Source organism: Georgenia sp. Z2081, assembly GCF_055326445.1.
In genome coordinates this window covers 136,074-157,744 of record NZ_JBUZNK010000001.1, presented here as the reverse complement: position 1 = coordinate 157,744, position 21,671 = coordinate 136,074, and the positions used below count along the sequence as shown (strand labels likewise).

Genomic DNA, 21,671 nt, shown 5'->3' with positions numbered 1-21,671 from the left:
GTCCCGTCCGGCCGTGGTGCGGTCGGGACGTCGGTGGCATCTGGTCGGCGCTCCGTCGCGACGGCGGTACGACCCCTGCGTCTATTCGAGAGTAGGTCGCCGGTTGCGGGCGTCACATCACCCAGCCGGGTAGTTTGCGGCTCGCTCCGGGTGACAGCCGGGCACCTCGTTCAGGCCCCCGGCGAGGCGGTGCCGACGGTCTGTGCGGCCTGCTCCCGCAGTCCCTTCTTGACGAGTTTTCCGGAGGCGTTGCGGGGAAGCTTGTCGAGCACCTCGTACGTCTTGGGCACCTTGTACGGAGCGAGCTCCCTACGGAGGTGGAAGCGCAGCGCATCGGCGTCGAGCGCCGCGCCGGCAGCCGGCACGACGTAGGCGTGCCCGACCTCGCCCCAGCGTTCATCGGGGACCCCGACAACGGCACAGTCCGCCACGCCCGGGTGCCGGTAGAGCGCCTCCTCGACCTCGGCCGGGTAGATGTTCTCCCCGCCCGAGATGATCATGTCCTTGATCCGGTCGACGATGAAGACGAAGCCGTCCTCGTCCCTGATGGCGACGTCCCCCGTCCGCAGCCACCCCTGGTCGTCGACGGTCTCGGCCGTGACGTCCTCGAGCTCCCAGTAGCCGGCCATGACGTTGGGGCCCTGGATGAGGACCTCTCCTCGCTCCCCGGCGGGTACGTCGTGTCCCGTCGGGTCGACGATGCGCAGATCGCTGAAGAAGCAAGGGGTGCCGGCCGACCCGAGCTTGTCGATGGCACGGTCGGCCCGGAGGAAGGTCGCGTTGGGCGACGACTCGGTCATGCCGTAGCCCTGGAGGAAGGCCAGTCCGCGGTCGGCGTAGGTCTCGATGAGGGCTCGGGGCAGGGGGGCTGACCCGCAGGGCAGCGAGCGCAGCGAGGAGAAGTCCGCGGTCGACCAACGGTGGGACCGTGCCAGGGTCTGGAAGATGGTCGGCACACCGAGGAACATGGTCACCCGGTGCCGCTCGATGAGGTCGACGGCCAGCTCGGGTTCCCACGACCGCATCATCACCACGGTCCCGCCCTTGAGGACGGTGGTGAGGAAGCAGTTGTTCATGCCCGCCGTGTGGAACAGCGGGGCGACGAGCAGGCTGACCTCGTCGGTGCGGACATCGATGTCGATCATCATGTTGATCGAGTTCCACGTGATGTTCCCGTGGGTCATCATCACGCCCTTGGGCCGGCCCGTGGTGCCGGACGTGTACTGGATCATCGCCACGTCGTCGAGGCCGATGTCCTCGTCGACGGGCCCCGCGGACGAGCCCGCGACGACATCCTCGAACCGATGGCGTCCGGTGCCGTGCACCTCACCGACGACGATCGTGCGCTCCACGTGGAGATCCTCGCCCAGCGCATCGACCACCTCGTCGAGCTCGGCGTCGTGGATCAGGAGCTTCGCGCGTGAGTCCTCGAGGATGAAGGTGTGCTCGGTCGCGGACAGGCGCGTGTTGAGCGGGACGATGACGGCACCGAGCATCGTGACGGCGAAGAACGTCTCCGCGAGTGCGGGGTGGTTCGGTCCGAGGTAGGCGACGCGGTCGCCACGACCGACGCCACGGGCGCGCAAGCCTTGTGCGAGACGCACGCTGCGCTCGTAGAGCTCCCTGTAGCTGAGCTCGGTTCCCTCGAACACGATGGCGGTCTTGTCCGGGGTGGTGCGGATCTGTCTGGCGGGCCACGAGCCCACTCCTGCGTCACGCATCGATGCGTCCTTTCGTGACTAGATCTCGGACTGGAGGGCCAGGAGCCGCACCAGCAGCTCCTCCCGGCGCAGGCGAACCTGCTCGTCTCCGGCGTCCTCGGTGAGCGCGACCGTCTCGCGCTCGACCTGGTCCATGAGTGCCCGGCCCAGGCTTGGTGTGACCTGGTCGGCCCACAGGGTCTCCATGGTCGGGCCGAGGTGCTCGTGCACCCTGGGCATGCCGCCCGCTCCACCCGAGAGGTGCAGGTTGACGAAAGGTCCGTACTGCGCCCATCGCAGCCCGGGACCTGCGCTCACAGCGGTATCGACGTCGGCGACGGAGACGACTCCGCTCGCCACGAGGGAGTAGGCCTCTCGCCACAGTGCCGCCTGCAGACGATTGGCGACGTGCCCCCGCAGCTCCCCGCGCACGTGCACGGGCCGTTTTCCTGCGTCGGCGTAGAAGGCCAACGCGCGGGCGATGACCTCCGGGGTGGTGGCCTCACCACCGACGACCTCGACGAGCGGGACGACGTGGGGCGGGTCGAACGGGTGGGCGACGACCACGCGGCCCGGATACCGTCGGCAGTCCTGCTGAAGCTCGCTCGGAAGCAGCGCCGACGAGCTGGAGGCGACGATGATCCCGTCCGGGACGAGGTCGTCGATCTCGGCGAGGACACGGCGCTTGAGCGGAAGGTCCTCGGGCAGGCTCTCCTGGACGTGCACCACGCCGTCGACCGCGTCCGGCAGTCCGGCGGCGAACTCGAGCGATCCGCGGCCGGAGTCCGGGGCGAGCCTGGTGGCGGCCTCCCAGCGGGCATCCACGGCGGCCCGGAGCTGGTCGTGCGCGCCGGGCGCGACATCGGTGGCGCGTACGTCGTAGCCGCGTGCCAGGAGGTGGGCGGTCCAGCTCGCCCCGATGACGCCGGTACCGACGACGGCAACGGTCCCGCTCATCGCTCGTCCTCGTGCGTAGGCCCGGGCCGTACGCGCGCCGAGCGACCCTCGAGGAACTCCGAGAGGCGCGACTCCGCCTCGGTGTCCGAGCGGGCGAGCGCCGCCATGACGGACTCGGCCGCGAGCGCGGCGTTCTGGCTGGCGTCAGCGAGCTGCGGCAGGAGCTGGGTGAGCGCGAAGTTCGTCATGCGTGCGTTGCCGGCGATGGTGCGGGCGAGCTCAAGCGCCTTCTGCTCGACGGTCCCCTCGTCGACGAGATACTGGACGAGACCGAAGCGCTCGCCCTCCTCCGCGGTGAGGACCCGTCCAGTGAGCATGAGGTCCGCCATCCGGGCGGTTCCCATGAGACGCGGGAGCCTGCCCGTCCCCCCACCTCCCACGTACACGCCCCGCGCCCCCTCCGGCAGAGCAAAGAACGCGCTGGTGTCGGCGACGCGGATGTGCGTGGCGGCCGCGAGCTCCAGCCCGCCGCCGATGACCGCGCCGTGGAGCGCGCTGACCACCGGTACCGGGCCGTACTGGACGGCGTCCATGTAGCGGTGCCAGCGACGCGAGGAGGCAAGCGCACCGAATGCGTCGCCCTCCCGTAGCTCGTTGAGATCGAGACCAGCACTGAAGTGCGGACCCTCCGCGGCAAGCATCGCGCACCCCACGTCGTCCCCCGCCCGGGAGAGCGCCTCAGCGATCGCCGACACCGTGGCGTCGTCGAGCGCGTTGCGCTTCTTCGGCCGGTCGATGCGCAGGACGAGGACACGGCCCTCGCGGGACTCCCTCAGGGTGGTGGCCATCGACGGTCCTCTCGTCGGGTTCGGTACGGGATCTGGTCGCCCGAGGGCGGCGGGGCCCACGGGCGGGTGCCGTCCGCGAGCTCGATCGAGCGCCGGCGGGCGGTCGTCACAACCGCGTCTATCCGACGCTGAACAGGACGATTCCGGGGAAGATGAAGAAGAGCGTGATCATCACCGCGAAGGGGATGAGGAACGGCAGGCATCCGCGGAAGACCGTGACGACGTCGAGGGACTTGTCGATGCCCGCGGTGATGAAGGCGTTGACCCCCACCGGCGGCGTGATGGCACCGATCGTGGTCACCAGGGTGAGGACGATGGTCACCCACACGAGGTCGTAGCCCAGTCCGGTGAGCACGGGGAACAGCAGCGGGATGCTGATGACGAGGAAGCCGAGCGCGTCCATGAGCGCCCCGCCGACGAGGTAGATGGCGATGACGATGAGCGCGACGAGGATCGGGGAGATCGGGAGGCCCGCGACCCAGTCCGCGAGGTCGAACGGGACCCGGCTCAGGGCGAGGAAGCGGCCGAAGACGATGGCGGCGGCGACGAGCAGGATGACCATCGCCGACATCCGCAGGGTCTCGATGACGCACTGCCAGAAGAGCTTGAAGGACATGCTTCGGGTGATGAGGCTGATGACGATCGCGCCGAACGCGCCGACCGCAGCGGCCTCGGTCGGGGTGAACAGCCCGATGAACATACCGACGATCGCGACCGTGAAGAGAACCGCCACCTCGATGGCGCCGGACAGCGACCGGAAGCGCTCGCCCCAGGTCGACCTCGGTCCCGCGGGTCCGAGCTCGGGCTTGATCGCCGACATGATGAAGACGGTGAGGAGCAGCGCGACCCCGGTGATGATTCCCGGCACCAGCGCGGCACCGAACAGCGTGGTGATCGACTGCTCGGACTGGACGGCGATGATGATGAGCGCCGTCGATGGTGGGATGAGGATCCCGAGGGTGCCGCCCACGGCCACCGATCCGCCGGCGAGGCGCGGGTCGTAGTTGTACTTCTTCATCTCCGGCAGCGCGACCGAGCCCATCGTCGCGGTCGCGGCGGAGTTCGAACCGGACACCGCCGAGAAGCCGATGCTCGCGAGGATCGTCGTCGCGGCGATACCGCCCGGGAGGTGGCCCACCCACTTGTAGGCCGCGTCGAACAGCTTCGAGCTCATCCCCGTGCGGAAGATGATCTGCCCCATGAGGATGAACAGCGGGACGACCGCCATCGTGTAGGACGAGAACTGCCGGTACAGGTCCGAGGCGAGCAGCTGCAGGGCAGCGTCCTGGTTGCTGAGGGAGATCGCGCCGAAGAACCCGACGCCGAGCATGGCGAAGGCGACCGGCAGCCGGAGGAAGAGGACCCCGAGCAGGATGACGATGCCGAGGACGGCGATGACTGTGGGACTCACGAGTGTGCTCCTTGGGCGGGTGCGGCGGGGCGGGCGGGGGCCGGGCCGGCCGTCACCAGATGTCGAGCTCGGGCCGGCGGTCACGCCAGGCGCGCACGATGCGGCCGAGGTCGCCGACGAGGGCGAGCACCAGTCCGGCAAACCCGATGATGAGGACCCACACGATCGTTCCGACCGGGATCTTGAGCATCTCGGTGGAGGACCCCGAGGCCGACATGTTCGCCCCGTAGATCTGGAGGGCGAGGACCGTCTGGACGATGAGGAAGATGGAGGCGACGGTGACGATCGCACCGACAACGAGCTGGACCTTCTTCGGCAGTCGCACGGTGACGATGTCGATGGCGACGTGCGCCTTGTACACCTGGGCCTCGCCCAGCGCGAGAGCGCCGACGACGATCGCCGCGAGTGAGACGAGCTCGTAGGTCCCCGCCAGCGGCCGACCGAACAGGCGCAGGGCGAAGTTGCCCATGAGGACCGCGAGCATCGCCACGAGACCGGCGCCCGCGAACCAGGCGAGGACCCTGTTGACGCGCTCGGTGACGAGGATGAATCCCTGCACGGATCAGCCCTCCCCCAGCTCGGCGGCGTGCTCGTCGGCCAGCTCGCGCATGCGGTCAAGGACCTCCTGGGCGTCGAAGTCGGCACCCTCGTGGGCAGCGACCCAGTCGTCGGCCAGGCTTTCCATGGTCGTGTCCCACTCGGCGCGCTCGTCCTCGGGCACGTCGACGATCTCGACACCGTGCTCCTCCTGCGCGAACTCGAGCGAGCCCGCGACGTTCTCGCCGTCGTGGAGCTCGGCGGCGAAGTCGCTCATCTCCTCACGCAGCTCGAGGATCGTGTTCTGCACGTCCTGCGGGAGCGCCTCGAAGGCGTCACGGTCCATCACCGCGACGAAGCTGTTGGACACGCCGAACGGGTAGTCCGTCACGTAGTTGACGAGCTCGGCGAGCGAGAAGTCCCGCATCACCTCGCGCGAGGAGATGTAGCCGTCGATGACGCCGGTCTGCAGGTTCTCCGCGACGTCTGCCATCGAGAGGCCGACGGGGTTGGCCCCGAACGCCTCGAGGGTCGGGACCGCGGCGCCCGAGCTGCGGAGGCTGACTCCCGCGAAGTCCTCCGCGGCGGTGATCTCCTGCTCGGACTGGATGTATGCGGGCTCCGTGGTGAAGGCCGTGATGACGACGTACTCCGAGAACTCATCGGGCTCGTACTCGAGCAGCAGGTCGAGGAAGGTCGCGCTGGCGACCTGGGCGTTCTCGATCCCGATCGGCTGGTTGATGACCGAGGAGAACGGGAACCGTTCCGTGTCGTACGCCGGCGAGTCCAGGCCGATGTCGACGACGCCCTGGCTCACCCCGTCGTAGATGTCGCCGGCGCTGAGCAGCGTGCCGCCGGGGAACGTCTCGACGGAGACCTGCCCGTCGGTGCGCTCGTTGATCTCGGTGGCCCACTCCTCCATCTGGATCGCGGGGAACGAGGCGGCCGGGGCGAAGAACGCGTAGGAGAGCGTGACGTCCCCGCCCGCGCCGTCCGAGCCGGCCTCGCCGTTCCCGCCGTCACCACCGCTGCCGGTGCATGCGGCAAGGACGAGCGTGGTGGCGGCTGCCAGGCCGACGGTGGGGATGAGTGTCTGTCGCTTCATGGGATGCTCCGGTCGGACGTGGGGACAAGGTGGGGGTGCGTAGCCGTCGGTGTGCTGCAGCTGCGGACCGCTGCGGTTCGGCCCGCTCGGTATCGGGCAGGGCTCATTGCGCTCCGGCGTGCTCGTCGACGAGCTCGAGCGCACGATCGAGCACCGCCTGGGCGTCGAAGTCGGCGCCCGACTGGCTCTCGACCCACTCCTGGCGGACCTGCTCGGACACCTGGTCGAAGGTCGCCGCGTCCTCGGGCGTCGGCTCGATGAATTCGACGTCGAACTCCTCCTCCGAGTACGCGACAGCACCGGCGACGCTCTCGTCGTCCTGGTAGCCGGCGGCAAACTCGGACATCTCGGTGGTGAGCTCCTCGACGACGGTCTGGTCGTCCGCCGAGAGGGTGGCGTACTGGTCCTCGTCCATGACGGCGACGAAGGTGCCGGCGAGTCCGAAGGGATACTCGATTACGGTGGAGATCATCTCGGCGAGGCCGAAGTCGCGGAGCACGTCGCGGGAGGAGATGTAGCCGCTGACGACGCTCGTCTGCAGTGCCTCCGCGACGTCCGGGATCGGCATGCCCACCGCGGTGAACCCGAGCGCCTCGGCGGTCGGGACGAACGTGCCGGACACACGCATCTCGTCGCCGGCGAGCTCCGTGTAGGACTCGACCGCGGCGGACGACTGGATGAAGGACGGCTCGGCGGTGAACGCCGTGACCAGCTGGTATCCGTCGAGCTCGGCGGGCTCGAACTCGGTGAGCAGATCGAGGTAGACGGCACTGCCGACCCGCGCGTCCTCGATGCCCAGCGGCAGCGACATCACGGAGCTGAAGGGATAGCGCGACTCGTCGTTGTGGGGCGAGTCCAGGCCGACGTCGACGACCCCCTGGTCGACGCCGTCGAAGATGTCGCCGGCACCCAGGAGGGTGCCGCCGGGGAAGGTCTCGACGCTCACCCGGCCGTCGGTGCGCTCCTCGACAAGGGTCGCCCACTCCTCCATCTGTGTGCCTGCGTGCGACCCGGCGGGTCCGTAGAACGCGTACTGCAGGGTGACGGCTCCCCCGCCGTCGCTTCCCGAGTCGTCGCCGGCCCCGCTGCTGCCGGTACAGGAGGCGAGGAAGGCGGCCGCGCTCACACAGGTGGCGATGCCGAGAGTGCGGTGTCGGACGCTCATGGCTGCTCCTTGGCTGGTCGTCCCGCACGTCCTCGTGCGGTGTCCTCGAAGTTAGCGGCGGGCCCGTCGCGGGGCTGTGCCCCGTACGGGTACAAACCTCTAGGGCCCCGAGGGGGCCGTGGGGGTCTTGTCAGTCGGGTGCATGGAGCTCGATCCCGAGCAGCCGTGCGGCGTTCCCGCGCAGCAGCTTCTCGGTGACCTCCTCCGGGAACTCGTAGGCCGCGAACTCCTCGAACCACCGGTCCGGAGTGATGGCCGGGTAGTCGGTCCCGAACAGCACCTTGTCCTGGAGCTGCGTGCGCGCATACCGGACGAGCTGGGCGGGGAAGTACTTAGGCGCCCAGCCCGAGAGGTCGATGTAGACGTTGGGCTTGTGCAGTGCGACGGCGATCGCCTCGTCCTGCCAGGGGAACGAGGGATGAGCGACGACGATGCGCAGATCGGGGTGGTCCACGGCGACGTCGTCGAGGAACATCGGGTTCGAGTACTTCAGGCGGATGCCACCGCCGCCCGTCTGTCCGCGCCCCACCGCCGTCTGCCCCGAGTGGAAGAGCGCGGGGACACCGAGCTCGGCGATCTTCTCGTACAGCGGGTACCACTGCCGGTCGTGCGGGAAGAAGCCCTGCTGGCTCGGATGGAGCTTGACGCCACGGCACCCGAGATCGCGCACGTGCCGCTCGACCTCACGGACCGCCTCCTGCCCGCAGTGCGGGTCGACGGACGTGAAGGGGATGGCCACGTCCGTGAGCTCGTGCTCGACGCACGCGCGGGCGATCTCCTCCGTCGAGACCCCGGGCGGCTCTCCGGACCTCGTGCGGTCGTCGACGGTGAACGCGACGAAGGCGAGGTTGCGTTCGCGGTAGTGCTGGGCCATCTCGACGAGGTCGAGGAACCGGCCGGCGCGGAAGGTGGTGGCGATCGCCTGCTCCGCCGCGTTGAGTCGGGTCTCGGCGGCACCGACGGATCGCATGACGTGCGTGTGCACGTCGATGGCGCGGACGCCGGGTCGGATGGTCACGTCGTCTCCTCGGTTCGTCGGGGGCTTCATCTCGGGTCAGTGCCCGAGGAAGTCCTGCTCCGCCCACGGCCCGACCACGTCGGGGTCGATGCGCAGGTCGACGACGAACACGCCGTCGGGCGCCGCGCACCACTGCGTGAAGGGGGCGAGGTCGGCCTCGTCGCGCACGACGACGGACCTCAGGCCGAGAGCGCGTGCGACCGCGGAGAAGTCCGTCTCGGGGAACTGCACGAGCTCCATGCCGCTGCCGAGGCCGCGGAAGTGGTGGACCTCCGCGCCGTACGCCGCATCGTTGTAGACGATGACCGCGAGCGGGACGTCGAGCCGGGACAGCGTCTCGAGCTCAGGCAGCGACATGAGGAGTCCGCCGTCACCGGCGGCGAGCACGGTGAGCCGGTCGGGCCGGGCGACGGCGGCGCCGACCGCCGCACCGATCCCGAGCCCGATCGACTGGAAGCCGGCGCTGGAGAAGACGAATCCCGCGGGATCGGGCACGCGCAGCCCACGCACGGGCCAGCCGATGAAGTGGCCGCCGTCGACGACGAGCGTGCGCCGGTCCGGCAGGACCTCGTCGAGTACGGCGGTGAGTCGTCCGGGGTGGCACCGCCCCTCCGCGACGCGCGGGACGGGCCCACCCGCACCGTCCTGCGTGGCGGGCGCGGCCGTCGTTCCCGTGCCTGACCCGGCTTCGCCGGGACCGAGCTCGCGAAGCAGCGCCGTGACGGTCTCCCGCACGTCGCCGAGGACCTCGAGGTCGACGTGGGGGTTGAGGGAGAGGGCGGACGGGTCGTCGTCGACCTGGACGACCGTGGGCGCCTGCCGGAAGATCGTGTCGCCGCGCGTGGTCCACGTGGTCAGCGAGGCCCCGAGGGCGAGGACGAGATCGGCGCCCTCCAGGGCGGCGACCGCCGGCTCCTCGGAGAAGCCGCCGGCGATGCCGACGTCACGGGGGCGCCCCTCGAACATGCCCTTGGCCACGGCCGTGGTGGCAAGGGGTGCGTCGATGCGCTCGGCGAGCTCCGCGACGACGTCGGAGGCCCCGGAGAGCCAGGCGCCCCGACCGGCGACGACCACCGGGGCGCGTGCCGCGCGGACCGCCTCGACCAGGCGGGCGACGGTCTCGCCGGCGGGCGCTGTACGCGGGAGGGGGCGCAGCGGGTCGCCGGCGGCACCGGCCGGTGCCTCGACCTCCTCGTGCTGGACGTCCAGCGGCATGTCGAGGACGACGGGCAGCCGCTCGACGACGGCGCGACGACATGCCCTGCGGACGTCCTCGACGACCGTGTCGGCGCCGTGGATGCGCTCGGCCACGCCACCGGCCGCCTCGACGAGCCGGGCCTGGTCGATGAAGAAGTTCGACCGCGTGGCGCCGGCGGACGTGGCGCCGGCAATGACGATCAGCGCCGATCGGGACTTCGCGGCATCGGCGATCGCGGTCAGGGTGTTCGTCAGCCCCGGCCCCTGGTGGACGGTGCAGGCGGCAAGCCGACCCGTCGTGCGCCAGAACGCGTCCGCGGCACCGGTGGCCGCGGCCTCGTGGCGCGTACCCACGAAGGTGGCACCGGCGCGCACGAGCGCGTCGGTCGCCTCGAAGTTGCCGCTGCCGACAACGCCGAACACGTGGTCGACGCCGAGGTCGGCGAGCGTCTGCCCCACCACCTCGGACACCAGTGTCCTCAGCCGAGCACTCATCACAGTCTCCGTCCACCGTCCGTGTTGATGACGATCCCCGTCACGACGCCGGACAGGCGCGCGTCGGCGAGGTAGGCGTATGCGCCCGCGTGGTCCTCCGGGCGCGGGGTGACCCCGAGCAGGGTGCCCGCGGCGATGCGTTCGTCCCGGCCCTCGACCTGGTCCGCCGTGGAGCGCTGGTCGAGCGCCGTCAGCCCCCCGAACCGGGTGCCTCCGGTACCTCCCGGGGCGACTCCGTTGACCCGGACCTCGGGGGCGAGGTCGGCGGCCAGGTGCGCGACCACCCCGCGCAGCGCCCACTTCGAGCTGCCGTAGAGCACGCCGCCGCCGACGGCGTGGAACGCCGACTCGGAGAGCGTGAGGGTGATCGACCCGCGCCGGGACCGCAGCGCGGGGTAGGCGGCGTTGACCGCGAGCAGCGTCGTGAGGACGTTGAGCCGCCAGATCTCCTCGGCCGCCGCGACGAGGCTGTCCGGCGCGAGATCACGCACCGACGCGTACTGGTCGAACACCCCCACGCAGCACGTGAGGTTGTCGATCCCGCCGTCCACGCACGCGGCCTCGACCGCGCGCGCCACGGTCGGAGCGTCGGCGGCGTCGCCCTCGACCACGGTGAGTGCGTCCCCGAACGCCGCACGCAGCTCCTCCGCGTGGGCGGCGGAACGCTCGAGGACGGTGACACGCGCGCCGTCGCGGACGAACCGTTCGGTCACCGCGCGCCCGATCCCGGACCCGCCGCCCGTCACGAGGACGGCGGGCCCGGTCTCGGGGGCGCTCATGCGCCGGGGTTCCGCGCCAGCAGCGAGGTGATGAACTCCGGCTCCTGGTAGCTCAGGCAGTCCAGCGCCACCGCGTCGTAGCGGACGGCGGTCCCGCGCTTGGGCGACCAGATCTCGAGCCGGACCCCGTTGCGGGTCTCGACCTTGCGCACCACCACGTCGGCGAACTCGTTGGCGATGATGATCGGCCCGTCGTTCCCGCCGTCACGCGGGTACTCGAGCATCTCCCCGGTGTCGGGGTTCTCGGCGGCGGGCGTGCCCTGGTTCTCGCTCATGTCTCTCCTCCCCTCAGATGAAGATCGAGAGGTTGTGTGCGTTGATGACCGACTGGTCGATGACCGCCCAGCGCCGGGAGATCTCGAACGTGTCCCCGCTGCGCCGCACGGTGTCCGTGCGGGCGACGGAGTACAGGTTCGGGTCCGGGCTGTCGCCCCGGCTCCGGTAGATGAGGCAGTTCGACCGCACCAGGTACTCGCCGTCGACCTCCCCCGGGTCGACGACGATGCCCGTGATGTAGTGCCGGGTCCGCGACGGCGGCTGCTCGGCCCACGCGAAGTCCGTCTCGAGGCGCTCGACCCGGATGGTGAGGGTCTGCTTGTCGTCGTCGAAGATCCGCGCCGTCGGCGAGACCTCCCACTCCGCCAGACCCTCACGGGTCACCCGGAGCGGCACCTCGTACCGGATGTCCTCGGCGAGGTACTCCAGCCAGTCCCGGAAGCGCCGCTCGTCGAGCGCCAGGGCCTCGCGGTTGAGGAAGTCCTGGATCTCGAAGACGGTGTCCGCCCCGACCCGCGTCCTGTCAGCTCCGTCGACCGCGCTCACTTCGACCACGCCCGTCCGGTGAGGTAGTCCGACCACCGGCTCCACAGGTTCCTGAAGTTGGTGTCGTTGACGTAGGGCGTGACGACGTGACCGGGACCCGCGAAGTCCGGGTCGGGGTCCGACTCCATCCCCATGATGTAGGGGAACTCCACGTTCCGCTGCCGCAGGATGGAGGACTTCGCGGACCGGGTGACGCGCGCCCAGTTCTCGAGGTCGTCCTGCTCGAACGTGCCGGCCTGGGCGAAGGCCAGGGTGTAGCACCGGTAGGCCTCGTCCTTGTACTCCTGGGGCGCGTCCTTGGGCACGAGACACCACGAGTACATCTCGGTCCTGCCCGGGCCGATGGGGTGGTAGAGCCGCATCGTCGTGAACCTGACGCCGGCCTCACCGGGAAGCAGGCTGAACGGCTGCATGAGGAACGACAGGTTGGGGAAGACCGTCCCCACCCCGGTACGCACCTGCGAGAAGACCTCGACCTGCTCGTCGGTCCAGGCGTTCTTCATGCTCGCCACCACCTCGTCGGGGAAGCCCGCGAACGGCGGGAAGTTCGGCGAGTGGCCGAGCCCGATCCCGTGCCCCTTGCCGGGGATGCTGGCAGCCCAGCCCTGCGAGTGGGTCGCACCCGAGGACGGGAAGTACCCGAGGTTGAAGCCGAACTGGTGGGCGACCGGTGTGTGGTAGCCGTCGCCCGCGAAGTTCTCGGCCGCGATCTTCCAGTCGGTCTCGGTGATCCAGTGGTCCGGCGGGCCGTGCACCTCGCTGCCCGCGCTCCCCTGCTTGAGGAAGAAGTCGAGGTAGAAGGTGAAGTCGCCGAGGTAGTCCTCAAGCGGTTCGACGTCGGGGTCGAGGCACCCGAAGACCAGGCCCGCGTACGTCTCGATCCGAACGGGCAGCAGCCCCCACTCCTTGCGCTTGAGCCGGCCCTCGTACCCCTCCTTCATGTAGGGCACACCGATGAGCTGGCCGGAGTTCTTGTACACCCAGCCGTGGTACGAGCAGCGGAAGTGGGACGCGTTGCCCATCTCCGACTTGCACATCATGTTGCCGCGGTGGCGGCACATGTTGAAGCTCGCGTGGATCTCGCCCTTCTCGTCCCGCGCCACGATGATGTTGTTGTTCCCGATGTACCGGGTGACGTAGTCACCGTTCTTCGGGATCTCGGTCTCGTGCGCCAGGAAGCACCAGGACTTGGCGAAGACCCTGTCCTGCTCCAGGTCGAAGATCTGCTGGTCGTTGTACACGTAGGAGGGCAGGCGCCCCTCGGGCACACCGACGCGGATCTGCTCGAGGACCTCCTCGATGTCCGTGCCGACCGATTCCGTCGTCATCTCGTCACCTACTTGGTGGGCTGCTTGGTCAGCGGCACGCCCAGGCGCTCCTCGATCTCCTTGCCGATCTGGAGGTAGCGCTTGACGTGCTCCTGGGTGGTGCGGACGTGCTCCTCGGGGACGAAGTCGTCCGTGTAGGGCACGCGGCTCTCGCCGACGTTCATGTAGCCCGCACCGTTGACGCGGATCTTCTCGAGCTGGATGTTGTACTTCGCGAACTCGAAGAAGTCCTGGCCGACGATGAACGGCTCGTGCGCCCAGCGCAGTCGCTCGGTCAGCCACCGCGCGTCGTCCGTGCGGCCCTGCTGGAGGGCGTCGCGCAGGGCGAGGACCGGGCCGGGACCCATGGCGGTCGTGGAGGACCAGGCGATGCCGACGAGCTCCTCGCCGTACATCTCCCAGGCCGGGAACCAGTCGGTCTCGATCGGCATGAGCGGGAAGCTCGTCCCGGTGTGCGCCATGTCGTTGTGGTACCGGAAGCCGACCGAGGCGCCGCCGGCGTACTTGACCGCCACGACCTGGGGGAGCTCGACGAGCGTCTTGTAGACGGGGCGCGGGATGATCCCACCGAACGCCGCCGTGTTGTCGTAGACGACGACCGCGAGCTCGGGGACGGCCTCGGTGACGTCGCGGTAGAACTTCTCCATCACCGGGCCGACCATGTTGCCCCACATCGGGCGCCCGAGGAGAGTGCCGGTGGCACCGATCTCGGCGAGGTACTTCATGCGGGAGACGGTCTCCCGGGTGCTCAGCGTGGTCGCACCCACGAAGATCGGGACGTTGTCGTTCTCGGCCTTGGCGGTCTCGACGACGGCCTGCGCGAACGTCTTCCACTCGTCGAGCGTCAGCGTGGCCATCTCGCCGAGGGTGCCGTTGGTGGCGATCGCGTCGACGCCGTCCCGGATGAGGTTCTGGATCATCCGCTGCGTCTCGTCGACGTCGACGGTGTCGACGGCGTCCACGGCTGAGGCACCGGGCAGCGCGGGCGTGGGGGGGTACGCCATGACGCCGCGAAGGTCGGCGCCGGTCACCTTGGGAAGCTTGCTCACATGTACTCCTTGGTCGTGCGCGGGGTGCGCGGGGTGGTGCGTGCTGTCAGGTCGGGGGCCCGGGTCAGACCCGGGCCGCGGCCACGGCCGTCCCGGTGAGCCACTCGGGCACCGGTTCGTAGACGAGGACGTCGAAGGGGGCGCCACCCACGGCTCCCGCCGCGACGATCCACGTGCGGATCTCGTGCGCGCCGTTGCCGGCGGCGTCGATGTCCTCGGGCGAGTAGGAGCGGAGCCGCTCGGGCTCGCCGCTCTCGATGCGCTCGATGAAGTCCTGGTCGAACTCGGTGTTGACCTGGCCGGACTCGGGCAGGCCGACCCAGTGGGAGAGTCCGCCGGTGCCGATGACGACGACTCGCTCGACCTCGCTCTGGGCCTCGACCGCGTCCTTGATCATCTCGCCGAAGTGGTAGCTGCGACGGGCGGTCGGCCACGGGGGATTGACGCCGTTGACGATGATCGGGACCAGCGGGTACTTCGACTCGGGGTCGATGAGCTTGAGCGGGACGCAGAAGTTCTCATCGAACGCGAGCCCCCCCTCGACGAGTGCGGGGTCGAAGTCCGCCTTGAGCGCGTGCTCGTAGATGTGGCGTCCGAGCTTGCCGTTGCCCGGGTAGTCGTGCTGCTCGACGTCGAGGAACTCGCCCATCTCCTTGGTCACCGGACCGAGGTAGGAGTCGGCCGTGGCGATGGCGAACGCGGGGAGGTTGCCGAAGTGGAAGTTGGTGAAATGCTCGACGGAGACGGCGACGATCGCGTCCGGCTTCAGCTCGTCGATCCGCCGGCGCACCTCCGCGTAGGCGGCGTAGACCTTCTCCTTCTTCTCCTGGTCCGGGCGCTCGGGCCACCCGGTGATCCCGGGCGAGTGCGAGGCCGTGAACGCACCGACGATGCGGCCGTGGTTCGACGTCATGACAGCTCCTTCTCGCCCCGGATCTGGGCGTAGTAGTCGGCACGGTCCACCTGGAGCTGGATCGCGCAGAAGTAGATGAGGTAGGGGTTGTAGCCGAGCTCGTGGAGCGCCTTGAAGTCGAGCTCCTTGAGGGCCCGCCGGTCCTCGCCCGTCACGCCGTACTCGTCGAGCACCTCGTCCGGGGCGGCTCGGAAGCGCTCGTTGACGGCAGGGACGTTGCGGATGTCCCACAAGAGCTTGTGCATGCTGTACATGGAGCTCACCTTCCTCGTTCACCCTCGAACTCGTCGGACCGCTGCCCGCGGTCCCGGTGCGGCCGTCGGCCGGATCGGTCCGGTGCCCGGCTCGGTCCTCTCGAGCCTATGAAGAGGGAGGTGCCCGCCACAGTTACCCCAACGGGTCCATTCCGGTCCCGCCGGGCAGTTCCGGGGTGGGTCAGGGCAGCGCTGTCGGCAGCCCACGGTCCCGGCCCACGACGAGCCCGACTGCGAGCTGTCCAGCCGCGAGCACACCCATCAGCCACAGCACGTCGACGCCTGGGCCGGCCAGGTCACGGACTGCGCTGGCCAGGAGGAGGACGAGCACGACTCCCCCGTACGCGACCGCCTGTGCCATCGAGGAGAGCCTGCTCGCGCTCGTCGGGTCCGGGCTGCGCAGGCTGATGAGACTCAGGGAGAGCACCATCGATCCGCCGGAGGACGATCCCAGGAGCGCGACCCACAGCAGGTCCGCCTCCGGGAGGAGGACGAGGCCGACGAGCGGGAGGGGGACGAGTGCGGGAAGGAGCACGGCGATGAACCGCTGGTCGCCGCCCACGCGCATGAGCCGCGGCGTCGCGAAGGTCGCGACAAGGCTGATCATCATGAGCCAGAAGATCTGCCAGCCGGCCTCGGCCTCCGAGAAGCCGAGGTCCGCCGAGATGGAGGGTAGCCAGTTGATCGTCAGGTAGAAGACGCTCGACTGGAGCAGGAAGTAGATCGCGACCAGCCATCCGACGTTCGTGCGCCACGGCGAGACACCTGGGATGTCCGTGCCGCCCATGGCAACGGCATCCTCGCTCGGGCCTTGCCCCCCGTCACGCGTCGGGGCCGTGCGCCCGCCGCCACCGTCCGGGCCCGGCACGGCCCGGATGGTCCTGAGGGCGTCTGCCCGTCGCCCGGGGACGCGGACCCGCGGGAGCCAGACGGCGAGTGCGACCAGGGCGGGCAGCACCCAGACCCCGAGCGCGACCTGCCACGATCCGGTCCTGTCGTGCAGCGGGACGACGAGCCCCGCGGCGAGCGCCGCCACGGTCGTCTGCACAGCCATGTAGGCACCGGTGACGTCCGGCGCCCGGGCAGGAAAGAACTGCTTGGTCACCACGGGGACGAGGACGTTACCGACGGCGACGCCCGCAGCCATGACCGACGTGCCCACCAGCAGCAGCACCGGGGACGTGGTGACGGTCCGCAGGATCGACCCACCGGCGATGAGGACAAGACCCAGGACGACCGTGCGCTCGACGCCGAGCCGGGTGGAGATCCCGTGGACGAGAGGTGACACCACCGCGAACGCGAGCACGGGCAGTGCCGTGAGGAGGCCGAGGACCGCCGATCCGGCACCGGTCTCGGACCCCAGTACCCCGAGCAGCGGACCGACGGGAGTGACGAGCGCGCGGAGTGTGGCGGCCACCAGCAGGATCCCGACGAATGCGCCGATCAGCTCACCGCGTGCGGGCCGGCGCCCCCGTGCGTCCGCGGTTCCCGCCGCCCGGTCGGGCGGCGGCTCCTCGTCGCGTGGCGCCCGGGGCGTCACCCTGAACGGTCGTCCGCGTGGACGCTGAGCACCGCGCAGGGCGCGGACATGAGGATCTTCTGCGCGTTCGAGCCCATGAGCAGCTTGCCCACCAGCGAGCGCCGGCGCATGCCGATGACCACGAGCTCCGCACCGACCTCGTTCGCGACCGAGACGACGTCCTCAGCCGGGTCGTTGCCGCGTTCCGCGAGCGCGGGGTCCGTCCCGCGCACGGAGCGGGTCGTCGAGAACCGGCGGGTCTCGTAGGCGAGCCCGATAGACTCCAGGTGCGAGGTGATCACCTCGCGCTCCTTGGTGAGCGCCTCCTCCTCGTCCTGCTCGAAGTGGCTGTCCGCCGCGTCCGAATGGACAACTACGAGGCGCAGCCCGCGGAGCTCAGCCTCCTTGGCGGCCCGCCGCAGCGCGGCGCGGCCGACCTCGGTCGGGGTGTATCCGACGACCACTGCCATGAGGGGCTCCTTCGCCTTCGGACGCCGGGGAACCGGACCCTGGCGTCGTTCGCTCGTTCATGCACATTATCGCCGCGGGCGGGGCCGTCGAAGACCCCGATCGGGTACCAGACACCGGTGCGCGGAAGGGCGGTCGCCCGCTCAGTACGGGAACTGCCGGCGTCCCCGGTTGACGGAGATCCACTTCATCTCCGTGAACTCGTCCAGGCTCCACTGCCCGTTCAGGCGTCCGAAGCCGGACTGCTTGGATCCGCCGAAAGCGACGATCGGCTCGTCATGGATCGAGGCGTCGTTGATGTGGATCATCCCGGTCTCGACGCGTCGGGCGATCCGCATGCCACGCTCGACGTCGCCCGTGTGGACGGCGCCGGAGAGCCCGAAGTCGGAGTCGTTCGCGATACCCACGGCGTCGTCATCGGTCTCGAACTCCGTAAGGACGACGACGGGACCGAACATCTCGACGCGCGCCACCTCCGCGTCCGGGGGAACGTCGGTGAGGACGGTCGGGTGGACGAGCCTGCCGTCGACCTCGCCCTTGACCAGGGGTCGCGCCCCGCCGTCGACCGCCCGCCGCACGAGCCCGTCGAGGTTGTGCGCCTGGCGCTCGTTGATGACGGGTCCGATGATCGTCTCCGGCGACGCCGGGTCGCCCACCCTCAGTGACTCCACCTTGGCCACGTACCGCTCCTCGAAGGCCTGCCGGACGCCCTTCTGGACGAGGACGCGGTTGGCGGACATGCAGATCTGCCCCTGGTGGGTGAACCGGGAGAAGACAGCGGCATCGACGGCGAGCTCGAGGTCCGCGTCATCGAGCACGATGAACGCGTTGTTCCCGCCGAGCTCAAGCAGCACCTTCTTGAGGTTGCGTCCGGCGACCTCGGCCACGCGTGCGCCGACACTGTTGGATCCGGTGAAGACGATCGCGCGGGGCACGGGGTGCTCGACGAAGCCGTCACCGATGGTGGGGATGTCCGTGAGCACCACGTTAAGCACACCGGGCGGCAGGCCCGCAGCCTCGAAGATCCGCGCAAGCAGTGTGCCCCCGGTGACGGTGGTGTCCTCGTGCGGCTTGAGCACGACCGCGTTTCCTGCGCCAAGCGCCGTGGCCACCGGCTTCATCGAGAGGAAGAACGGGAAGTTGAACGGGCTGATGACGCCGACCACGCCGAGCGGCTCGCGGAAGAGGTAGTTCTCCCGGTCCGGGATCGGGGAGGGGAGGATCTTCCCCTCCATCCGCAGCGGGAACGTCGCGGCCTCCTTGAGGATGTCGATGACCAGACCGATCTCGAAGTTCGCCTTGAGTGCGGTCCCGCCGACCTCACGGCGGATCATCTCCACGATCTCCTCGTGGTGCTCCTGCACGTACGACACCGCGTCCTCGAACACCGTCCGGCGAGCGTAGGCGTTCATGTCCCGCCAGCCGTGCCGTGCGGCGTCGGCGGCACGGTAGGCCGCGTCAACGTCCGCGAGGGACGCGGCACGGTAGCTCGCGAGCCTCGCGCCGTCGAAGGGGTCGGTGTTCGTCAGCGTCGTCTCGGCGGTGCCCTCGCTCCACCGCCCGTCGATGAACTGCGCGCTCAGCGCGGGAATCGTCAGTTCCGGTCCGGTCGTCGTCGACACGTGAGGCTCCCTCGCCCAGGCTGGGTCGCCGTGACGGCGACGTGAGTCCCCTGCCCGGTCGACGCTATCCGCGTCGCTCCCCCGCGCCCATCACCCGGAAGGGTACCTCCGTGCCCGGGACGGGGTAGGCCGGGGACCGCCCGGCCAGCATGTCGACCATGTGCTCGGCCGCGAGCTCGTCCATGCGCCGGTAGCTCTCCTCGCTGTGCCCGACGTTGTGCATGGTCGCGATGACGTCGCTGCGGTGCAGCAGGGGGTGGTCGGCTGCAGGGGGCTCGTTCTCCCACACGTCGATCGCGGCCCCGGAGAGCCGTCCCGAGTCGAGCGCGGCGGCGAGAGCGAGCTCGTCGACCACGCCGCCACGCCCGACGGAGACCAGCGCCGCGCCCTCGCGCATCGCGGCGAGCTCACGCGCCCCGAGGAGACCGCGCGTGGAGTCCGTCAGCGGCACCTGGAGACTGACCACGTCGGAGCGGGCGAGCAGCTCGTCCATCGTCACCGGCTCGACGCCTGGCGTCCGGGCCGCGGCCGACGCGGTCGAGACGAGATGGCAGCCCCAGGTCGAGAGGCGCTCCGCGATCGCGGTGCCGATGCGGCCCAGACCGATGAGCCCCACGGTGCGTCCGTGGACGAGCCCGCCGACGCTTCGTGGACGTGTGCCGTCGAGCAGCGCGGCTTCCTTCTCCTTCACGCGATGCACGAGTGCGACGACGAGACCCACGGCAGCCTCCGCCATCCCGACGACGTTCTCCGGGAAGGCACCGTGTGCGACGGGGATGCCTCGGTCGACCAGCAGCGCCAGCGGCAGGTGGTCGGTCCCGATCACCGGGCTCACCACCGCCCGCAGCTGCGGGGCGGCGTCGATGTCGGCCGCCGTGAGGGTCCGGGCGGGCGGGAGGATCGCCCCGACCGCTCCGCCCAACAGCTCGCCGTGCCCCTCCCCCGGCGGGAGTGCGCGCCAGGCGTGCCCGGCTGCCTCCAGCGCTCCGGTCACCGCCGACCGCACGGCGAGGTGGCCGCCGACCAGCACCCAGCCTGCGCCGTCATCCTCGTGGGTCTCCATGGGCATCGGATCCTCCTGGCGTCTCTCGTCGCGCACGTCCGAGGCGCGCGGACCCGGACGCAGTGCAGGGTAGGCCGGAATGCGCGCCGCCGGCCCCGGACTCTCGCCGGGCGGCCCTCGCTGCCGCCCGCCGCACGACTGAGGCACCCTGGCGGCATGTCCCTCGCACCCCGCATCAGGATCGAGCGCCCCGACCTGCGCGCGGTCCTCCTCGTGGCGATCGCGTCGGCCTGCGGCTTCGGCACCTTCTACGGCCTGTACACGTCGGCCCCGGTCGCCCTCGCCGGCGGCAGCGTCTCCGCGGGGACCCGCACCGCCGTGTTCATGGTCTGCGTCGTCGCGGTCCAGCCGCTCGTCACGATCTTCGGCCGGTGGCTACGGGTGCGCTCGCGTTCGGTCGGGGGCGGGCTCGCGGCGATGGCGGTGGGCTTCGCCGTGCTCCCGTTCGCCGACGGTTGGCCGGGTCTCGTACTCACGGGCCTCGGGTTCGGGGTATTCGTCGTCACGAGCGCGGCCTGGACGCGCGAGCTGGCCGACGCGAGCACGGCCGGACGTGCGCTGGGCATCTACGGCCTGGCGTCGGCGATCGGCGGGACGCTCGCCGCCCCGGGAGCTCTCGCGCTGGCGAACAGCGTCGGGGTCGCCGGGGTCGCGGCCGGCGGTGCCGTGGTCACGGCCCTCGGGCTCATCCCCGTCGCCGCGGCCCGACGCGTCGGCGAGCGCGGCCACGCCGGCCTGACCGACGCCCCCACGGACCACGTCCCCACGGTCCCCCGGTCCGGCAGCGCCCAGACCGCGCCCCCGGGCACCGACGGCTCCCGGACCTCGGGGAGCTCGGGGAGCTCGGGGAGCTCGGGGAGCTCGATGATCGCCTTCGCCGCACCGACGATCCTCGTCCACCTCCTTGCGGTGCTCGCGTACGGGCTGATGCTCACCTCTGCCGGCGCGCTCTCCGACTCGGACGCGGGCTCGGTCGCACTCGTGGCCGCGTTCAGCGTCCAGGGCGCCGTGGCCCTCGGCCGGCCGGTCGCGGGGTGGCTCGCGGACCGATGGTCCGGCGCCGGCACGATGCTCGTCGCCTCGGTGGTGGTCGCGCTCGCCCTGACGTGGGCGGTGGTCGACGCCGACCCGCTCCGGTTCGTCGTCGCCGCCACGGTCGTCGGCGCGGCGTCTGGCGCAGTGCAGACCGCGGCGCTGACCGTCATGATGCGCCGCGCCGTCACGCCCGGCCAGGCGGAACGCGTGAGCATGGCCTGGAACGTCGCGTTCGACGTCGCGCTCGGTCTGGCCGCCGCACTGGCCACCCGGCTCGCCCTCGTCTGAACCGAGGGGCGTTCGACCACTGGGCCGGCAGCACCGCCGGAGAGCCGGCGTTCGGGCAGCACCGCCCCCTGCTCGAACCCACACCCGCCCTATCGAACCCACACACGCCGGTCGAACCCACACGACCCCTGCCGAACCCACACTCGCCGGGGGCAGGC

The 21,671-nt window shown here is 70.3% G+C and carries 21 protein-coding genes; 1 reads left to right on the top strand and 20 read right to left on the bottom strand.

Annotation, left to right across the window (positions count from 1 at the left end; all coding sequences use genetic code 11):
• Window positions 1–170 precede the first annotated feature (170 nt).
• The 20 genes from menE to ACZLKG_RS00665 all read right to left on the bottom strand — a co-directional run bounded on the left by menE (window position 171) and on the right by ACZLKG_RS00665 (window position 20,196).
• Complete coding sequence (menE, locus tag ACZLKG_RS00760) at window positions 171–1,721, bottom strand: o-succinylbenzoate--CoA ligase (protein WP_463647571.1); 1,551 nt, start codon at window positions 1,719–1,721, stop codon at window positions 171–173.
• A gap of 18 nt (window positions 1,722–1,739) precedes the next feature.
• Window positions 1,740–2,657, bottom strand: coding sequence for a 3-hydroxyacyl-CoA dehydrogenase NAD-binding domain-containing protein (locus ACZLKG_RS00755; RefSeq protein WP_463647570.1), 918 nt, complete (start codon window positions 2,655–2,657; stop codon window positions 1,740–1,742).
• Window positions 2,654–3,445, bottom strand: a complete 792-nt coding sequence (locus tag ACZLKG_RS00750; protein WP_463647569.1) for a crotonase/enoyl-CoA hydratase family protein — start codon at window positions 3,443–3,445, stop codon at window positions 2,654–2,656. The genes ACZLKG_RS00755 and ACZLKG_RS00750 overlap by 4 nt, the downstream gene beginning before the upstream one ends.
• Window positions 3,446–3,563: 118 nt before the next feature.
• Window positions 3,564–4,856: a TRAP transporter large permease gene (locus ACZLKG_RS00745; RefSeq protein ID WP_463647568.1), complete on the bottom strand. Its 1,293-nt coding sequence runs from the start codon at window positions 4,854–4,856 to the stop codon at window positions 3,564–3,566.
• Window positions 4,857–4,908: 52 nt separating this feature from the next.
• Window positions 4,909–5,415: a TRAP transporter small permease gene (locus ACZLKG_RS00740; RefSeq protein WP_463647567.1), complete on the bottom strand. Its 507-nt coding sequence runs from the start codon at window positions 5,413–5,415 to the stop codon at window positions 4,909–4,911.
• Window positions 5,416–5,418: 3 nt separating this feature from the next.
• Entirely contained in the window at window positions 5,419–6,498 is a 1,080-nt protein-coding gene (locus ACZLKG_RS00735) for a TRAP transporter substrate-binding protein (protein WP_463647566.1), read from the bottom strand.
• A 103-nt stretch (window positions 6,499–6,601) separates the two neighbouring features.
• Entirely contained in the window at window positions 6,602–7,663 is a 1,062-nt protein-coding gene (dctP, locus tag ACZLKG_RS00730) for a TRAP transporter substrate-binding protein DctP (RefSeq protein WP_463647565.1), read from the bottom strand.
• Between the two features lie 130 nt (window positions 7,664–7,793).
• Entirely contained in the window at window positions 7,794–8,681 is an 888-nt protein-coding gene (locus ACZLKG_RS00725; protein WP_463647564.1) for an amidohydrolase family protein, read from the bottom strand.
• A 36-nt stretch (window positions 8,682–8,717) separates the two neighbouring features.
• Window positions 8,718–10,373, bottom strand: coding sequence for a thiamine pyrophosphate-binding protein (locus ACZLKG_RS00720; RefSeq protein WP_463647563.1), 1,656 nt, complete (start codon window positions 10,371–10,373; stop codon window positions 8,718–8,720).
• On the bottom strand, window positions 10,373–11,152 hold the full coding sequence (locus ACZLKG_RS00715) for an SDR family NAD(P)-dependent oxidoreductase (RefSeq protein WP_463647562.1): 780 nt from the start codon (window positions 11,150–11,152) through the stop codon (window positions 10,373–10,375). Before ACZLKG_RS00715 ends, ACZLKG_RS00720 begins: the two co-directional genes overlap by 1 nt.
• Complete coding sequence (locus ACZLKG_RS00710; protein WP_463647561.1) at window positions 11,149–11,427, bottom strand: dihydrodiol dehydrogenase; 279 nt, start codon at window positions 11,425–11,427, stop codon at window positions 11,149–11,151. The genes ACZLKG_RS00715 and ACZLKG_RS00710 overlap by 4 nt, the downstream gene beginning before the upstream one ends.
• 13 nt (window positions 11,428–11,440) lie before the next feature.
• Window positions 11,441–11,974 (bottom strand): aromatic-ring-hydroxylating dioxygenase subunit beta, encoded by a 534-nt coding sequence (locus ACZLKG_RS00705; protein ID WP_463647560.1) that lies wholly within the window; start codon window positions 11,972–11,974, stop codon window positions 11,441–11,443.
• The gene (locus tag ACZLKG_RS00700) at window positions 11,971–13,302 is read right to left on the bottom strand and encodes an aromatic ring-hydroxylating oxygenase subunit alpha (RefSeq protein WP_463647559.1); all 1,332 of its coding nucleotides are present in this window, start codon (window positions 13,300–13,302) and stop codon (window positions 11,971–11,973) included. The genes ACZLKG_RS00705 and ACZLKG_RS00700 overlap by 4 nt, the downstream gene beginning before the upstream one ends.
• Window positions 13,303–13,310: 8 nt before the next feature.
• Window positions 13,311–14,351 (bottom strand): dihydrodipicolinate synthase family protein, encoded by a 1,041-nt coding sequence (locus ACZLKG_RS00695; RefSeq protein WP_463647558.1) that lies wholly within the window; start codon window positions 14,349–14,351, stop codon window positions 13,311–13,313.
• Window positions 14,352–14,415: 64 nt separating this feature from the next.
• Entirely contained in the window at window positions 14,416–15,264 is an 849-nt protein-coding gene (locus ACZLKG_RS00690) for a DODA-type extradiol aromatic ring-opening family dioxygenase (RefSeq protein WP_463647557.1), read from the bottom strand.
• Window positions 15,261–15,518, bottom strand: coding sequence for a hypothetical protein (locus tag ACZLKG_RS00685; protein WP_463647556.1), 258 nt, complete (start codon window positions 15,516–15,518; stop codon window positions 15,261–15,263). The genes ACZLKG_RS00690 and ACZLKG_RS00685 overlap by 4 nt, the downstream gene beginning before the upstream one ends.
• A 181-nt stretch (window positions 15,519–15,699) precedes the next feature.
• Window positions 15,700–16,935 (bottom strand): MFS transporter, encoded by a 1,236-nt coding sequence (locus tag ACZLKG_RS00680; protein WP_463647555.1) that lies wholly within the window; start codon window positions 16,933–16,935, stop codon window positions 15,700–15,702.
• 119 nt (window positions 16,936–17,054) lie between these two features.
• Window positions 17,055–17,507, bottom strand: a complete 453-nt coding sequence (locus ACZLKG_RS00675) for a universal stress protein (RefSeq protein ID WP_463647554.1) — start codon at window positions 17,505–17,507, stop codon at window positions 17,055–17,057.
• A gap of 141 nt (window positions 17,508–17,648) precedes the next feature.
• Complete coding sequence (locus ACZLKG_RS00670; protein WP_463647553.1) at window positions 17,649–19,127, bottom strand: aldehyde dehydrogenase family protein; 1,479 nt, start codon at window positions 19,125–19,127, stop codon at window positions 17,649–17,651.
• Between the two features lie 64 nt (window positions 19,128–19,191).
• Entirely contained in the window at window positions 19,192–20,196 is a 1,005-nt protein-coding gene (locus tag ACZLKG_RS00665) for an NAD(P)-dependent oxidoreductase (RefSeq protein ID WP_463647552.1), read from the bottom strand.
• Between the two features lie 150 nt (window positions 20,197–20,346).
• On the opposite strand from ACZLKG_RS00665, the gene ACZLKG_RS00660 reads away from it, so the two are divergent.
• Window positions 20,347–21,513: an MFS transporter gene (locus tag ACZLKG_RS00660; RefSeq protein ID WP_463647551.1), complete on the top strand. Its 1,167-nt coding sequence runs from the start codon at window positions 20,347–20,349 to the stop codon at window positions 21,511–21,513.
• The last annotated feature ends 158 nt before the right edge of the window (window positions 21,514–21,671 follow it).

What these genes read in the sequence shown, in the direction of transcription:
- ACZLKG_RS00665 (WP_463647552.1), bottom strand. Translation starts at nt 20,196, where the DNA reads ATGCCCATGGAGACCCACGAGGATGACGGCGCAGGCTGGGTGCTGGTC.
- ACZLKG_RS00710 (WP_463647561.1), bottom strand. Translation starts at nt 11,427, where the DNA reads ATGAGCGAGAACCAGGGCACGCCCGCCGCCGAGAACCCCGACACCGGG.
- menE (WP_463647571.1), bottom strand. Translation starts at nt 1,721, where the DNA reads ATGCGTGACGCAGGAGTGGGCTCGTGGCCCGCCAGACAGATCCGCACC.
- ACZLKG_RS00685 (WP_463647556.1), bottom strand. Translation starts at nt 15,518, where the DNA reads ATGTACAGCATGCACAAGCTCTTGTGGGACATCCGCAACGTCCCTGCC.
- ACZLKG_RS00720 (WP_463647563.1), bottom strand. Translation starts at nt 10,373, where the DNA reads ATGAGTGCTCGGCTGAGGACACTGGTGTCCGAGGTGGTGGGGCAGACG.
- ACZLKG_RS00700 (WP_463647559.1), bottom strand. Translation starts at nt 13,302, where the DNA reads ATGACGACGGAATCGGTCGGCACGGACATCGAGGAGGTCCTCGAGCAG.
- ACZLKG_RS00715 (WP_463647562.1), bottom strand. Translation starts at nt 11,152, where the DNA reads ATGAGCGCCCCCGAGACCGGGCCCGCCGTCCTCGTGACGGGCGGCGGG.
- ACZLKG_RS00675 (WP_463647554.1), bottom strand. Translation starts at nt 17,507, where the DNA reads ATGGCAGTGGTCGTCGGATACACCCCGACCGAGGTCGGCCGCGCCGCG.
- ACZLKG_RS00660 (WP_463647551.1), top strand. Translation starts at nt 20,347, where the DNA reads ATGTCCCTCGCACCCCGCATCAGGATCGAGCGCCCCGACCTGCGCGCG.
- ACZLKG_RS00750 (WP_463647569.1), bottom strand. Translation starts at nt 3,445, where the DNA reads ATGGCCACCACCCTGAGGGAGTCCCGCGAGGGCCGTGTCCTCGTCCTG.
- ACZLKG_RS00735 (WP_463647566.1), bottom strand. Translation starts at nt 6,498, where the DNA reads ATGAAGCGACAGACACTCATCCCCACCGTCGGCCTGGCAGCCGCCACC.
- dctP (WP_463647565.1), bottom strand. Translation starts at nt 7,663, where the DNA reads ATGAGCGTCCGACACCGCACTCTCGGCATCGCCACCTGTGTGAGCGCG.
- ACZLKG_RS00755 (WP_463647570.1), bottom strand. Translation starts at nt 2,657, where the DNA reads ATGAGCGGGACCGTTGCCGTCGTCGGTACCGGCGTCATCGGGGCGAGC.
- ACZLKG_RS00690 (WP_463647557.1), bottom strand. Translation starts at nt 15,264, where the DNA reads ATGACGTCGAACCACGGCCGCATCGTCGGTGCGTTCACGGCCTCGCAC.